Below are 15148 nucleotides of genomic sequence, written 5' to 3' on the forward strand. Positions count from 1 at the left end.
GCTTTTGTTTTGCCCCATGTCCGACTCCACCATCCTCCATCCCCTCAGCCCCTCTGGCCGGGAGACGCCTCAACCCCTCTCTGCCGCCGATCCAGAGCTGGAGCTGCTAGAGCAGAGAGAACTCTTCGTCTGGCGGCACATCGGGCCAGACGCCCAGCAAATCCGTCAGATGTTGCAGGCCTTGGGGCTGAGCTCTCTACGGGAATTAGTGGATAAGGCGGTGCCGGCGGCGATTCGCAGCAGCCGACCCCTGCACCTGGGATTCCCCAGCAGTGAGCAGCAAGTATTGGCAGAACTGAGGGCAATGGCGGCCCAGAACCAGGTGTGGCGCTCCTTTTTGGGCATGGGCTATTCCAACTGCCTGACGCCGCCGGTGATCCAGCGCAACATCCTGGAGAACCCCGGCTGGTACACCCAGTACACCCCCTACCAGGCGGAGATCGCCCAGGGGCGGCTAGAGGCCCTGCTCAATTTCCAGACGATGGTGATCGATCTAACAGGCATGGAGATCGCCAATGCCTCCCTGCTGGACGAAGCCACTGCTGCCGCTGAGGCTATGAGCCTGGCCTACGCCCTGGCAGGCAAGGGATCCCAGGTCTTCTGGGTGGATCGCGGCTGCCATCCCCAGACCATTGCCGTCGTGCAGACGCGGGCAGAGCCCTTGGGGATCCAGGTGCGTGTGGCGGATCCTTCCCAGTTTGAGCTTGGGAACGGCTTTGGCGTGCTCTTGCAGTATCCCAACACCTATGGAGAGATCCAGGATTACCGCAAGCTGGTGGAGCAGGCCCACCAAAGAGGGATGGTGGTGGCCGTAGCTGCTGACTTGCTCAGCCTGACTCTCTTGCAACCGCCAGGGGAGTGGGGGGCAGACATTGTGGTGGGATCCACCCAGCGCTTTGGGGTGCCCCTGGGCTACGGCGGCCCCCACGCTGCCTACTTTGCCACCCGCGAGGCCCACAAACGGCTGCTGCCGGGGCGGCTGGTGGGGATCTCCCAAGATGCCCAGGGCAGGCCGGCCCTGCGCCTAGCCCTACAAACGCGGGAGCAGCACATCCGCCGCGACAAGGCCACCAGCAACATCTGCACCGCCCAGGTGCTCTTAGCGGTGGTGGCCTCCATGTATGCCGTCTATCACGGCCCGCGCGGCCTGCGGCAAATTGCCGAACGCATCCATCGCCAGGCCCATCACCTGGCCGCCGGGATCCGGGATCTGGGCTACAGGGTGGGGCCAGAGTATTTCTTCGATACCTTTTGGGTGAAGGCAGAGTCCCCCGAACAGGTCGGCCAGATCCAAGAGCGGGCCGCCCAGCGGCGCATCAACCTGCGGCGGATCGACGAGACAACTCTAGGGATCAGCGTGGACGAGGCCACCACCTCTCAAGATCTGCGCGATCTCTGGGAAATCTTCGCTGGCTCCAAGGAGCCAGCCTGGGATCCCGAAGGCCTGAGTTCGGATCCCCACCAAAGCCTGCCGCCTCAGCTCTTGCGCACCACCCCCTACCTCACCCATCCGGTGTTTAACCGCTACCACTCGGAAACGGAGCTGCTGCGCTATATCCACCGCCTGCAGAGCCGGGATCTCTCCCTTGTCCACTCCATGATCCCCTTGGGCTCCTGCACCATGAAGCTAAACGCCACAGCCGAGATGCTGCCCATAACCTGGCCGGAGTTTGCCCAGCTCCATCCTTTTGCGCCTCTGGAACAAGCTCGCGGCTATCAAACCCTCTTTGCCCAGTTGGAGCGAATGCTGGCAGAGATCACGGGCTTTGCCGGCGTCTCCCTCCAGCCCAACGCCGGATCCCAGGGGGAATATGCCGGCTTGCTGGCCATTCGTCGCTACCACCAGGCCCGCGGGGAAAGCCAGCGCCAGGTATGCCTGATCCCCACCTCTGCCCATGGCACCAACCCCGCCAGCGCTGTCATGGCCGGGATGCAGGTGGTGAGCGTGGCCTGCGACAGGGCCGGCAACATCGACCTCGAAGACCTGCGGGCCAAGGTGGAGCAGCACCGGGAACGGCTGGCCGCCCTGATGATTACCTACCCCTCCACCCATGGGGTGTTTGAGGAAGGGATCCGCGAGATTTGCCAGATAATCCACGAGGCCGGGGGGCAGGTGTACATGGATGGGGCCAACCTCAACGCCCAGGTGGGCCTCTGCCGTCCTGCAGAGCTGGGAGCCGATGTCTGCCATCTCAACCTGCACAAGACCTTCTGCATCCCCCACGGCGGGGGCGGGCCGGGGGTGGGGCCTATTGCCGTTGCCCGTCATCTCCTGCCGCATTTGCCCGGCCACCCGTTTTTGCCTGGTTGCAACGGCCCGGTCAGTGCTGCCCCCTGGGGCAGCGCCAGCATCCTGCCCATCTCCTGGGCCTACATCCGCCTCATGGGATCCGCCGGCCTTACCCTAGCCACCCAAGTGGCCCTCCTCAACGCCAATTACATCGCCAAGCGGCTGGATACCTACTACCCGGTGCTCTACAAAGGGCCAGGGGGATGGGTGGCCCACGAGTGCATCCTGGACCTGCGCCCCCTCAAGAAAAGCGCCGGCATTGAGGTCGAGGATGTAGCCAAGCGGCTGATGGACTACGGCTTCCACGCCCCCACCATCTCCTGGCCGGTGCCGGGGACAATGATGGTGGAGCCCACCGAGAGCGAATCCCTAGAAGAGCTGGATCGCTTCTGCGAGGCAATGATTGCCATTCGCCAGGAGATTGCTGCCATTGAGCGGGGCGAGATGGATCCCGTGCGCAACCCCCTTAAACTTGCCCCCCACACCGCCGAGGTAGTGGTCACCGATCACTGGGATCGCCCCTACCCTCGCTCCCTAGCCGCCTACCCCCTCCCGTGGGTCAAAGAGCGCAAGTTCTGGCCCAGCGTCAGCCGCATCGACAACGCCTACGGGGATCGCCACCTGGTGTGCAGTTGTCAGCCCTGGCTGGAAACCCGATCCTTTAGCAGTGACGTCGAAGGATATCTGCTTTGACACGCCCGATCTCTTTTCCTGCCGCCGAAGTGGATCCCAGGGCTTGGAGCCTTGAGGAAAAAGTTGGGCAACTGTTCCTGGTTTATTTTGAGGGAGCCGAGTTTTCCCCTGCCCTCGAGGAGATGATCCGGAACTGCCACGTGGGCGGTCTGATCTTCTATTCGATTGCCGGAAACATTCAAACGTTGCCCCAGGTAGTCCAACTCATTGCCGCAGCTCAAGCACAAGCCCGTATCCCCTTGTGGATAGGCATTGATCAAGAGGGGGGGCCGGTGGTGCGCCTCACCGAGGGGGTAACCGTGTTTCCCAGCGCCATGGCGGTGGCAGCGGCGGGATCCCTGGCGAAGGCGGAAGCGATGGCCCGTGCGGTGGGAACGGAGCTGAAAAGTTTGGGGTTTAACCTCAACTTCGCCCCCGTTGTGGATGTGAACAGCAACCCCCACAACCCCATTATCGGCATCCGCGCCTTTGGGTCGGATCCGAAACAGGTAGCGGACTATGGCCTGGCCCTGTGGCGTGGCTACCGGCAAGCCGGGATCCTCTGCACGCCCAAACATTTTCCCGGCCATGGGGACACCGACCTCGATTCCCACCTGGGGTTGCCGCGGGTGGATCGCCCTCTGGAGGCGCTACAGGCCACGGAGCTGCGCCCGTTCCAGGCTTTGATCCGGGCAGGCACAGAGGCGATGATGACGGCGCATGTGGTGATGCCGGCCCTGGGATCCGCTAGCGCTACGCGACGCTTCCGCGAACGCGACAGCAGGACGCAGTCTTTGCGGCCGGCAACGCTGGCCCCTGAGGTGGTGTCGGGTTGGTTGCGGCAGAAGCTGGGGTTCAAGGGGCTTGTTCTGACGGATTCCCTGACCATGGGGGCCGTTGCCCGCAGCTATGGCATTCCCGAAGCGGCAGAACTGGCCTTCCGGGCAGGGGCCGATGTGCTCCTATTTGGGGCTGATCCCGGCTTTAGCCCGGCCATCCAAAAAGAAGCCTACGCCCATCTGCTGCAACAGTTTCGCGCTGGGCATTTGTCAGTTGAACAATTGGATCGGTCGGTGGAGCGGATTTTGAACTTGAAGCGGCGCTACGGACTGGGATCCCCCTGCCCCCCTTTCCCCTCTGCCGACCTGGAAGAGCACCAAGCGCTGGCCCGCCAAATCGCTCAAGACAGCATCACGCTCCTGCGGGGATCCCTGCCCCCTTTGGCCCCCGACCCGCTGCTCATCACTCCTGTGCCTCTTCTGGGGGATCTTCTCCAAAACGCCCGGCCTGCTGCTCAAATTCTCAAGATCAGCCCAGAGCCTACCCCTGAGGATTGGCAAACAACCCTGCAAAGGGCGCCAAGAGCTGACCAAGTGCTGGTGGGCTCCCTTGATCTATTTCGTTACCCACTTCAGAGGGAGTTGCTGGGATCCCTTCCTCCCGAAAAGGTGATCGGGTTGGCTTTGGGATCCCCCTACGATGCCTTTGCCCTGCCCCAGATCCCGGTTTATTTGGCCTGCTATGGCTCTACCCCTGTCTCGCTGCAGGCGCTGCTCCAGGTGTTGCTGGGGCGGATCCCGGCCCGGGGTCGCTTGCCGGTGGAATCCCTTAGCAGCGGTCGAGGCTGCTGATGTTGCGCCGCGCCAGGGTGGGCACTGTTCGCTTCACCAAGCCCGTCAGGACATTGCCGGGGCCGATTTCCCACACCTCTTGGATGCCGTCGGCAGCCATCTGCAGCACTGTCTCTCGCCAGCGGACAGGGGCGGTCATCTGGGACAGCAGCGCCTGCTTGAGAACCGCGGGATCCCGGCTGGGGGTGGCGGTGCAGTTGCTGTAGACCGGCACTCGCGGAGCCTGAAAGTCAACCGCGCGCAAGGTGTGGGCAAAGGTTGCCGCCGCCGCCTGCATCAAGGGCGAGTGAAAGGCGCCGCTGACTTTGAGAGGAACGGTGCGCTTGGCCTGCAACTGCTCACAAACAGCCTGCACCCCCTCGACCGAGCCGCTGATCACCACCTGATCCGGGCTGTTGTCGTTGGCCAGGGTAACTTCAGGGATCATCTGGCACAGGTGCTCCAGCTTGTCGCGATCAAACCCCATCACCGCCGCCATGCTGCCCGGCGGATCCCCTGCGGCTTCCATCAATCGGCCCCGCAGCGCCACCAGCCGCAGGCCAGTCTCAAAATCAAATACCCCGGCGGCGTAGAGGGCGCTATATTCTCCCAAGCTGTGGCCGGCTGTGCAGGCGGGAGCCTGCCCCTGGGCATAGAGATAGTCCGTCAGCAGGGCCGACACCGTAAACAAAGCCGGCTGCGTGTAGACAGTTTGATGGATCTGCGCTTCCGACAGCGCCAAGGGATCCCATCCCAGCATCTCGCGGGCCCAAGCCAACTTCTGGGCCGCCCCTGGCCAATCTTGTAAGTCTTTTCCCATCCCCACCGCTTGGGATCCCTGGCCGGGATAGATCCAGGCAACGGTCATCAATTCATTTCCCCCAACGAAAGACAATCGCTCCCCAAGTGAGGCCGGCGCCAAAGCCCGCCATCACCCCCAGATCGCCAGCGCCAAAGCGCCCCTGCGCGATCCAGGTGGCCAAGGCAATCGGCACCGAAGCGCCGGAGGTGTTGCCGTACTGTTCCAGGACGCTGGCCACCCGTTGTGGATCCAACTGCAAGCGCTTGGCCACGGCATCGAGAATGCGCTGGTTGGCCTGGTGGATAAAGTACCCCTGAACCGCCTCCGCCGGGATCCCGGCCCGAAAGAGAACTTTCTCGATAATCTCCGGCACCACCTGGACGGCAAATTTGTACACCTCGCGGCCATTCATGGCAATGGGGCAGCAGCGGTATTGACCCACCTGCAGGGATCCCACCAGGGGCCTGGCCTCGGTGGCCATGGACAAGCTGAGCAGCTCGCTGCCGCTGCCATCGCTGCGCAGCTCAATGCCGAGGATGCCGCCAGCTCCCGCTTCCCCCGCTTCCAGCACCACCGCCCCCGCCCCATCCCCAAACAGGACACAGGTGGTGCGATCCGCCCAATCCACCGTGCGGGAGAGGACATCCGCCGCCACCACCAGCGCCCGCCGGTACAGACCGGTTTGCAAAAACTGCGCTGCTGTGGCCACGGCAAACACAAACCCTGTGCAGGCTGCCGTCAGATCAAAAGCCACCGCCCCCGTTGCCCCCAGCGCCGCCTGTACCTGTGGAGCCGAGCCGAAGCGATCGACGGCGGTGGAAGTGGCCAGCAGGATCAAATCCAATTCTCGGGGCGGGATCCCGGCTTGATCCAGAGCGGCCCTTGCCGCCTGAGCCGCCAAGTCCACCAAACTCAAGTGGGGAGGGAGAATACGGCGTTGACGGATACCAGTGCGGGGCCAGATCCACTCATCGGAAGTTTCCACAATCTGGCTGAGGTCTTCGTTGCTCAGGCAAGGCTCCGGCAGGGCAGCCCCCACCCCCACCAGCCGCACCGTTGGGAGGCCATTGCTGGGCATGGACGCTATCCTTCCACCCGATCCAAAGGTCGCAGAGGCAGCACCTCTGAGCTGCAGTCAGAGGCAGACTGAAAAGGCCGGGCGCGCCGCTCGGAACTGAGATGAGACTCGCGAGGATCGGCCATTTCCGCTTGCAGTCGCTGCAGGATTTTTTGCTCCGCCGCTTCTTTGGCCAAACGAATGGCATGGTAGACCATCGGCGCCTTGGAGCTGCCGTGGGTAATGACGCAGATGCCGTTCACTCCCAGCAGCAGAGCGCCGCCGTATTCCACATAGTCCATGCGCCGCTTCACCTGCTTAAGGTTGGGCCGCAGCAGCCAGCAGCCCAGCTTGCCGCGCCAACCGCGGGGCAGCTCCTCCCGCAGCACCTGGGTGATCACCTGGCCGACGCTTTCGGCAAACTTGAGCAGGGCATTGCCGACAAAGCCGTCGCACACCACCACGTCAAACTCCCCGGTCAGCACGTCCCGCCCCTCGGCATTGCCGGCAAAGTGGATCCCTGGCAACTGGCTCAAGCGCTGGTGAGTAGCCAGGGCCAAGTCGTTGCCTTTGTTGGGCTCCTCGCCGATGTTGAGCAGGCCCACCCGCGGCTTCTCGATCCCCAACACACACTGGCAGTAAAGGGATCCCATGCGGGCAAACTGTTCCAAAAAGCGGGGCCGGCAGTCTACGTTGGCGCCCACATCCAAAAGCAGCACCGGCTTGCCCTTCAAAGTGGGCAAAAGAGCGCCGATGGCGGGACGGTCGATTCCCCCCAGTCGGCCCAAATTGAGGTAAGCTGCAGCCATCGCTGCCCCGGTGTTGCCGGCGGCCACCACCGCATCCGCCTGGTTGGCCCGCACCTGTTGCATCGAGACGTTGATGGAGGCTTTGGGCTTCTTGCGCACCATCAAGGGCTCTTCTGCCATGCCCACCTTGTCCTCAGCGGGCACAAGGGTGATCCCGGCGGGCAAGGGCTGGGGCAGAAAGGGCTTCAGGGAATCCGGGCAACCCACCAGTGCGATCCCGACCCGAAGCTGTCGATGGGCCAGCAAGGCACCCTTGACGATCTCCTCGGGAGCATAGTCACCCCCCATCGCATCAACCGCAATTCGCACGAGCCGACCTCACATTGGAATGTCCTTGGCAACCGCAAGCAAGAACCGGAGCAAAGCGCAACAAGCTCTGCAGTTCCCCTGCCCAAAAGCTGGGAGCCTCAATGGCTGCAGGATGCTACCGAATTTTACCAGATTTGTTCTCTTCGTTAAGACTGCAGATCCTGCGCCGAAACAGAAGGGATCCGTTGGAGCCGGCTCTCCCCACCCTCTCAAGCCTGAGTGAGGGCAGCCAAAAGAGAGTGGACCTGTTGGACGTGGGCGTGGGCCGCGGAGTTTCTCGCCTGGTGTTGGCCCAGCTCCGCCTCCAACTGCGCCAACTCTCCTGCCAACTCCGCCCAGCGATCTCGCTCGGGGTAGAGGGTGGCCTGCAGGTGGTTGAGGCGGCCCCAGGTTTCGGCCATCGCCTGGGTGCGCGCCCGCAGGGATCTCTCCTCCTGCTCCAGTTGTTGCCACTGCTGCTGCAATTCCTGCTCTTGGCGGGCCAGTTGCTCCTGTTGAGAGGCCAGGGAGGATTCCAGTTGGTGAACGAGGGTTTGCAGACGGTTTTTTTCCTGAAGAAGATCCTGCTTCTGGCTGCCGATCTGCTCCAGGATCGGCCCGATATCCACTTGAACCGGGGCGGCAGCCTGATTCTGAAGCTGCCTGAGACGGGCTTCCTGGCGGGCCAGCTCTTCGTATTCCCGCTGCAGGTTTTTCTCCTGGGGCGCCAGGGCCTCTTCCAGGGCGCTGCAGGCAGACTGGGCGTAGTCAATATCCATTTCAATATCGAACCGCTCCTCGGGAGAGGCGGTGGCCAGCCGCTCTTGCAGCTCCCGCAGGGTCTGCCGGTTTTGCTCCAGCTCCGCCCGCTGCTGGCTAACCTGGGCTGCCCGCTGCTCATAATCGCGACGCAGTTGGCTCACCAAGGCCGCCAGCTCCTCCACCGAGATCGCCGACCCTGAGGCACCTGGCCCGCCATTGCTGCTGCCATCGACGATGAAGTCGTACTCCTGCACCAGACGATAGGCTTTTTGGAACAAGCTCTCTTGGGATTGCAACTGCTGGAGGATCCTCTGCAGGTGCTCTTGATAGGCTCGCAGGGATCCCTGCCGGGCTTGCCATTCCGCTTGACCTTGTTCTAGGGATTGTCGGGATCCCCACCAAGCCGTGCGGCGTTCTTGCCAAGCGCGGTGGTCCCGATCCAGCTCCTCTTGCCGGGCTTGGGCCTGCTGACGTTCTGCCTCCAATTGGACAATCTCTTGATTCAAGTGCTCCTGCTGCTGCTGAACCTGGCTTTTTAGGCTGTGCAGAAGCGCCAAGGGATCCCCGGCCGGATGCAGGCTCTCCTGAAGCTGCCGCATCAAAGCCTGGAGCTGGGCTGCTTCTGCTTCCCCCAAACGGCTGGAGCGGGCCTCTTGCAACTGAGCTTGCAACTCTTGCCGCTGCCGGTTCAGGGCTTCTCGCTGTTCCCCGATCAGGCGCTGTTGTTCGGCCAGGTAGGCTTGCTGGGTCGCCAGTTCCTCTTTGAGGCTGTCCAGGAGCTTGCGCTCTTCCTCCACGCCCTTGTACTGCTCGTACAGCCGCCGCACCTCCTCTTCTTGGGCTGCCAATTCCATCTCGCGGCGAGTCAGCTCATGCGCCTGAAAAGTGAGAGACTGTTTCCAAACTTCGATCTCCTCTTCCTGGCTGCGGGCTTTGTCCTGCAAACGGCTGAAATTTTGCAGGTAGGTTACCAGTTGACGGGCGGCTTCGTTGATGCGGGCAACCTGACGGTTGCCGGAGATTTCCGCCAGTACCAAGGCCCCATCCTTGAAGCGACCGGCCTCTTGGGCAATGCGGCCTTCCAGGGTAATGGATTCTTCGTTCACGGCCACCCAGGTGTTGTCCTGCTGCTGCTTGGCCAGCAATTGCAGAGATGACTTAGCAAACCCAATCGGCTTGGATAGCTCTGCTAGGTACAGCACGCCTGAACTCCTTCAAAACAGCATGGACAGCAATCTTCCCAACTCTGCTCAGCCGAGCCTTTGCCCACGATCGGCAAAAAAGAGGGACGGAACGACTGCCGGAGCAAAACTCCCCAGAGCGCAAGAGGCTGCGTCAAGCTTCTCGACTACGTTTACTGTTGATTTTGATTCCACATCGCTCTGGGCAGCGCTTCAGCTCTACACTCAACCATAGGGTAAAAAAAACACCTTTGCCAGATGCGGTTTGGGGATATTCGGGGTAGCTATTCAAACCGACCGCAGAGCACTAGAGTAGTCTAGGGTGAGGTGTAGAGTTCTGTTCAGGGGTGGTATGGAGCTAGAAGGTGAGCCGCTGGCCGTTCGTCGGCGTTCTCCTGCCCCGCCGGTCGTCGTCGCCTCTCAGGTGTACCAGACAACAGCGCCGGAAGCCAAACCGCGCCACATTTTAGAGGAGATCATCTGGCACAAAGAGCAGGAGGTGGAGCGCCAGCGGGAGCAGCTCCCCTTGAAGCAATTGCAGCAGCAACTGGATCAAGCGCCGCCGGTGCGGGATTTTGTGGCGGCCCTCACCCAATCTCCTCATCCGGTTTCTCTGATTGCCGAGGTAAAAAAAGCCTCCCCCAGCCGTGGGGTTCTCCGGGATCCCTTTGATCCGGTGGCCATTGCCCAAAGCTACGAGGCGGCGGGAGCCAGTTGCCTGTCGGTGCTCACGGATGAGCGGTTTTTTCAGGGCAGCGGCGAGTATCTGCGCCAGATCCGCCAGGCAGTCGGGATCCCCATCCTGTGCAAGGAGTTCATCCTCTACCCTTACCAAATCCTCTGGGCGCGTACTCTGGGGGCGGATGCGGTGCTGTTGATTGCTGCCATTCTCTCGGATGCGGATTTGGGCTATTTTCTCAAGCTGATCCAGCAATTGGGCATGGCAGCTCTGTTGGAGGTGCACACTTGCCAAGAGTTACAGCGGGTTTTGGGCTTGCCGCAACTGCACCAGGCCAAAGGTCAGGTGTTGATCGGCATCAACAATCGGGATCTCAAAACCTTTGCGGTGGACTTGAACACGACGCGGGATCTCTTGGCCGCCCACCGGGATCGCCTGGGCGATCTGCCGGTGGTCAGCGAATCCGGCATTCACTCTCCTGCCGATCTGCAGCAGTTGCGGAGCTGGGGGGTGCGCGCCGTGCTGGTGGGGGAAGCGCTGGTAACGCAGCCGGATCCCGGCCAAGCCGTCTGCTCCCTGTTGTCATCCCGGTAAACCCAGGATTGTCAATGGATCCCAAGAATGGCCTAGATCGATGAAACGTATTCCTGTGCCGGCTCACGTCCACTACGAATTTCTGCTGCGGGTTCTGGAGCGGCAAACGTTTCCGACGGTGGAGGAACAGGATTTCGGCAATCGAGCCCGCACGCAAGAGCTGATCAACTCTTTGCGCAAAGCCCTGACCCAACAGTTGCAACTGGAGGAGGAGTGGCGACAGCGGGGCTATCAGGTGGATTACCGCTGGAACATAGAGGAGCCTCAGCCACCCTCTTGACCTTCCAGCCCACTGGAAGGTTTAGCATCAAGCAGGTGGCATTGGGTTGGGGAGGCTTCCCAGGATGCAAGTTGTTTTGACGGTGCCGAAGCTAGCCTGCTCCGCTTGTGTGGACACCATCACGCAGGCGGTGCGGCAGCGGGATCCCCAGGCCCACGTGGAAGCGGATCCCAAGACCAAGCAGGTGCGGATTACGTCTGAGCGAGCCGACAGCGACTGGCGGCAGGTGCTTGCCCAAGTGGGCTATCCGCCGGCCTAGCGATTTTTCCCCTGCCCGGCGGCGTCGGCAGGACAGAGTTCAGAGGTGGGGTTTTCCCCTTGTGGGGGGAAGAGAGCTTTTGCGTCGCTTTTTCTTTACTACCTAAATTTTTGCTCTGAGGACAGCCATGTCTGATTCTGGTTCCCATTCCGCTGCCCCCGGCCTGTCCGCTTCATCTGCTGGCGGCACTTGGCGCTTGGCCATCCAGGGTATGAGCTGTGCCTCCTGCGCTGCCGGCATTGAACAGGCCCTGAGTCGCGTGCGGGGCGTTACAGCCCAAACGGTCAACTTTGCCAGCGAGCAGGCCATCGTCCGCGGGGATCCCCGGCTGGTGAATCCCCAAGCATTGATCCGGGTGGTGGAGCAGGCGGGGTATCGGGCGCGCTTGGTCGAAGACGATTGGCAACAGTCGGATCCGGACGACACAGAACGGATCGCCCAACGGGCGGCAGAACGGGAATTGAAGCTGAAGGTGGCGATAGGAGTGGGCCTCAGCACGGTGCTGCTGATCGGATCCCTGCCGATGATGCTGGGACGGGAGATCCCCGGCCTGCCCCCCTGGCTGCAGGATCCGTGGTTGCAGTTGCTGCTGACGGCGCCGGTGCAGTTTTGGGTGGGCCAGCATTTTTATCGTGGCGCCTGGGCGGCTTGGCAGCGGCGCTCGGCGGACATGAATACCTTGGTAGCTTTGGGAACGAGCGCTGCTTTTTTCTACTCCCTTTTGGCGACGACTTTCCCCGACTTCTTTCATCGCCAGGGCCTGCACCCGGATGTGTATTACGAAGTGGCGGCGGTGGTCGTCACCCTGGTGCTGGTGGGCAAGTGGATGGAGCAGCGGGCCAAAGGGCAAACCTCCGAAGCCATTCGCAAGCTGATGGGGTTGCAGCCGAAAACGGCAAGGGTCATCCGCGACGGGGTGGAGCAGGATATCCCGATTGCGGCGGTGCAGGTGGGGGATCGGATCCGGGTGCGCCCCGGTGAGAAGGTGCCGGTGGATGGGGTCATTCTAGAGGGATCCTCCAGCCTGGACGAGTCGATGGTAACTGGCGAGAGCCTGCCGGTGAGCAAGTCGGCAGGAGATGAGGTGATCGGGGCCACCCTCAACCAGACGGGCAGCTTTGTGATGGAAGCGCGGCGGGTGGGCAAAGATACGCTTCTGGCCCAGATCGTGCGCCTGGTGCAGGAGGCCCAGGGATCCAAGGCCCCCATTCAACAAGTGGCGGATCGGGTGACCTCCTGGTTTGTGCCGGCGGTGATCGGGGTAGCCATTCTAACTTTTGTCCTCTGGTGGGGGCTGGCGGGCAATTCGACGCTGGCCTTAGTGAACACCATTGGGGTGCTGATCATCGCCTGCCCTTGTGCGCTGGGGTTGGCCACCCCCACCTCGATCATGGTGGCGACGGGGCGGGGGGCGGAATTGGGGATCCTGGTAAAAAGCGCCGATAGCCTGGAATTGGCCCACCGCTTGCGCACGGTGGTCTTGGACAAAACCGGTACCCTCACCGAGGGCCGTCCCAGCGTCACCGATATCTGGACGCCAGGCTCTTCTCCCCTAGCCCTGTTGCGCCTGGCAGCAGCAGTGGAACAATACTCGGAACATCCGCTGGCCCAGGCGGTGGTGCAAAAAGCCAAAGCCGAAGGCATCTCAATCCCGTCGGCCCAGCACTTTCAGGCAAAAGTGGGCGAGGGGGCAGAAGCCTGGGTGGAGGGGCAGCAGGTGCGCATCGGTCGGCTGAGCTGGCTGCAGGCGATGGGGATCCCGTGGGATCCCTCTTGGTCGGAGCGGGTTCAGACCTGGGAAAGCCAGGGCAAAACGGTGATCGGCGTGGCGCAATCCCATCGTCTGGTGGGGCTGTTGGCCATTGCCGACCCGATCAAACCCACCTCCCCCGCCGCGGTGCGCCAGCTGCAGGAGATGGGCCTGGAGGTGATTCTGCTAACCGGGGATAACCCCACCACCGCCCAGGCCATTGCTCAGCAGGCAGGCATTCGCCGGGTGATCGCCCAAGTCCGTCCCGAGCAAAAGGCAGCCTACATTCGCCAGCTCAGACGGCCCCGACACCCGGTAGCGATGGTGGGAGATGGCATCAACGATGCGCCGGCACTGGCAGAAGCCGATGTGGGGATCGCCATCGGGACGGGCACCGATGTGGCCATAGCCGCCAGCGACATTACCCTGATAGCCGGCGATTTGCGGGGCGTGGTCACCGCCATTCAACTCAGCCGCGCCACCCTTGCCAACATCCGCCAAAATCTCTTCTTCGCCTTTATCTACAACACCCTCGGGATCCCGATTGCCGCCGGGGCGCTCTACCCCTTCACCGGCTGGTTGCTCAACCCCATGCTGGCGGGGGCGGCCATGGCCTTGAGCTCTGTTTCTGTAGTGGCTAATGCCCTGCGGCTGCGGCATTTTCGGCCCTCACCCCCAACCCCTCTCCCAGCCCTCACCCCCAGCTCCTCTCCCTGAGGCACCCAAGCGCTCCGCGCCGCTCACGCGACCACCCCCAGCCCCTCTCCCTGAGGGAGAGGGGAGCTAGGGATCAAGGTAGGGGGCCGGGGCTATCCCCCCAGGGGGGCTTGGTGAAGAGCAAGCGGCAAGCTAACCTAAGAGGCTCGGGCAGATTGGGGAAAGCGCGGTGCAAATCCGCCACTGTGACGCAACTGTGATGGGATCCCTCCCTCAGCCAGAACACCCACCTGCCCTTGTCCTGTACCCCTTGCGATTCACAAGGAACGGAGTTTTTTGTGTTGAATACCCTCACTGTTTCCCCTCCCCTTGCGGCTGGGCAGTTTCCTTCTCCTCCATTGCCCCTCTTGCTCATCGGCCATGGATCCCGCGACCCGGAGGGGCAGCAAGCCTTTCTGGAGTTGGCCCAAGCGTACCAATCCCTCACCCCCCAGCGGCCGGTGATCCCTTGTTTTTTGGAGCTGGCGCAGCCGAGCATCGCCCAGGGGGTGGAACAATGCTTGGCCCAAGGGTGGCAGGAGATCGTGGCCCTGCCGCTGTTGTTGTTTGGGGCGCGCCACAACAAGTTCGACGTGACCGTGGAGCTGGATCGCCTGCAGGCCCTCCACCCGCAGTTGCGCATCCACTACGGGGGGCCGCTGGGGATCCGCATCGAGATCTTGCAACTGCTGCGAGACCGCTTGGCCGCTTTGCTGGCTGCCCAACCGCGGCAGATCCCAGGGGCGGAAACGGTGTTGCTGTTTGTCGGTCGCGGCTCCAGCGATCCCGAAGCCAACGCCGAAGCCTGTAAGCTGGCCCGGCTGCTCTGGGAAGGGTCGGGGTTGGCCGCCGTAGAGACCTGCTTTATCGGCATCACCCACCCCCGCCTGCCGGTGGGTCTGGAGCGGGCCTTGTCCTGGCAGCCGCGCCGGGTGATCGTGCTGCCCTATTTTCTCTTCACAGGGGTGCTGGTGAAAAAAATCGAGGCGGCGGTGCAAGAGCGGCGACGCCAATACCCCGAGATCGAGTGGCTGATGCTGCCGGAGTTGGGTCTTGTGGATACGGTGCTGCACAGCCTGCAGCAACTGGAGCAGGAAGCCCTCCAGGGCCAAACCCCAATGAACTGCCACCTCTGCAAGTTTCGCCTGGCGGTGAGCGCAGAGCTGGGAGTGGGGCATACTCATCACCACGACCATCAGGATCACCCTCACGCGCAGGGATCCCATCACCACCACCATCATCATGACCATCATTCCCATGGGCAGGGATCCCATCACCATCACCACAACCACGGCCATGCCCCCGCAGCGGCTGCGGATCCCTGGGCTCAATTAGAGGATTACCACCGACGGGCTTGGCAAGTGCCTTAACGTAAGGTGCGGAATTCCCCACCGTCTATACGGTGGGGATGGATAGCAC

The 15148-nt window shown here is 62.3% G+C and carries 11 protein-coding genes and 1 riboswitch; of the genes, 7 read left to right on the top strand and 4 right to left on the bottom strand.

What is annotated here, in order from left to right; translation table 11 throughout:
• Positions 1 to 16 precede the first annotated feature (16 nt).
• Positions 17 to 2983: an aminomethyl-transferring glycine dehydrogenase gene (gcvP, locus tag NW853_RS11215; RefSeq protein ID WP_414349052.1), complete on the top strand. Its 2967-nt coding sequence runs from the start codon at positions 17 to 19 to the stop codon at positions 2981 to 2983.
• On the top strand, positions 2980 to 4593 hold the full coding sequence (locus NW853_RS11220; RefSeq protein WP_414349047.1) for a glycoside hydrolase family 3 protein: 1614 nt from the start codon (positions 2980 to 2982) through the stop codon (positions 4591 to 4593). The genes gcvP and NW853_RS11220 overlap by 4 nt, the downstream gene beginning before the upstream one ends.
• On the opposite strand, the gene fabD is transcribed toward NW853_RS11220, so the two are convergent.
• The 4 genes from fabD to hmpF form a co-directional block, all read right to left on the bottom strand.
• Positions 4571 to 5440, bottom strand: coding sequence for an ACP S-malonyltransferase (gene fabD, locus NW853_RS11225; RefSeq protein ID WP_414335103.1), 870 nt, complete (start codon positions 5438 to 5440; stop codon positions 4571 to 4573). The genes NW853_RS11220 and fabD overlap by 23 nt on opposite strands.
• 4 nt (positions 5441 to 5444) lie before the next feature.
• Positions 5445 to 6452 carry a beta-ketoacyl-ACP synthase III gene (locus NW853_RS11230; RefSeq protein ID WP_414349048.1) on the bottom strand — a complete coding sequence of 336 codons (1008 nt, stop codon included), beginning with the start codon at positions 6450 to 6452 and terminating at the stop codon, positions 5445 to 5447.
• A 5-nt stretch (positions 6453 to 6457) separates the two neighbouring features.
• The gene (gene plsX, locus NW853_RS11235; protein ID WP_414335101.1) at positions 6458 to 7549 is read right to left on the bottom strand and encodes a phosphate acyltransferase PlsX; all 1092 of its coding nucleotides are present in this window, start codon (positions 7547 to 7549) and stop codon (positions 6458 to 6460) included.
• 209 nt (positions 7550 to 7758) lie between these two features.
• The gene (hmpF, locus tag NW853_RS11240) at positions 7759 to 9492 is read right to left on the bottom strand and encodes a pilus motility taxis protein HmpF (RefSeq protein ID WP_414335100.1); all 1734 of its coding nucleotides are present in this window, start codon (positions 9490 to 9492) and stop codon (positions 7759 to 7761) included.
• Positions 9493 to 9844: 352 nt separating this feature from the next.
• Here hmpF and trpC point away from each other — a divergent pair, with 352 nt between their 5' ends.
• The 5 genes from trpC to NW853_RS11265 all read left to right on the top strand — a co-directional run bounded on the left by trpC (position 9845) and on the right by NW853_RS11265 (position 15099).
• Entirely contained in the window at positions 9845 to 10744 is a 900-nt protein-coding gene (gene trpC, locus NW853_RS11245; RefSeq protein ID WP_414349053.1) for an indole-3-glycerol phosphate synthase TrpC, read from the top strand.
• Positions 10745 to 10784: 40 nt separating this feature from the next.
• Positions 10785 to 11024, top strand: a complete 240-nt coding sequence (locus tag NW853_RS11250; protein WP_414335099.1) for a DUF5340 domain-containing protein — start codon at positions 10785 to 10787, stop codon at positions 11022 to 11024.
• 64 nt (positions 11025 to 11088) lie between these two features.
• A complete protein-coding gene (locus tag NW853_RS11255) occupies positions 11089 to 11283 on the top strand; it encodes a heavy-metal-associated domain-containing protein (protein WP_414349049.1) in 195 nt (64 codons plus the stop codon).
• Positions 11284 to 11410: 127 nt separating this feature from the next.
• Positions 11411 to 13750, top strand: coding sequence for a heavy metal translocating P-type ATPase (locus NW853_RS11260; RefSeq protein WP_414349050.1), 2340 nt, complete (start codon positions 11411 to 11413; stop codon positions 13748 to 13750).
• A gap of 112 nt (positions 13751 to 13862) precedes the next feature.
• A riboswitch (cobalamin riboswitch) is annotated at positions 13863 to 13999 on the top strand.
• 29 nt (positions 14000 to 14028) lie between these two features.
• A complete protein-coding gene (locus NW853_RS11265) occupies positions 14029 to 15099 on the top strand; it encodes a sirohydrochlorin chelatase (protein WP_414349051.1) in 1071 nt (356 codons plus the stop codon).
• The last annotated feature ends 49 nt before the right edge of the window (positions 15100 to 15148 follow it).

The sequence above is a fragment of the Synechococcus sp. H55.11 genome (genome assembly GCF_047462475.1).
GTDB lineage: Bacteria > Cyanobacteriota > Cyanobacteriia > Thermostichales > Thermostichaceae > Thermostichus.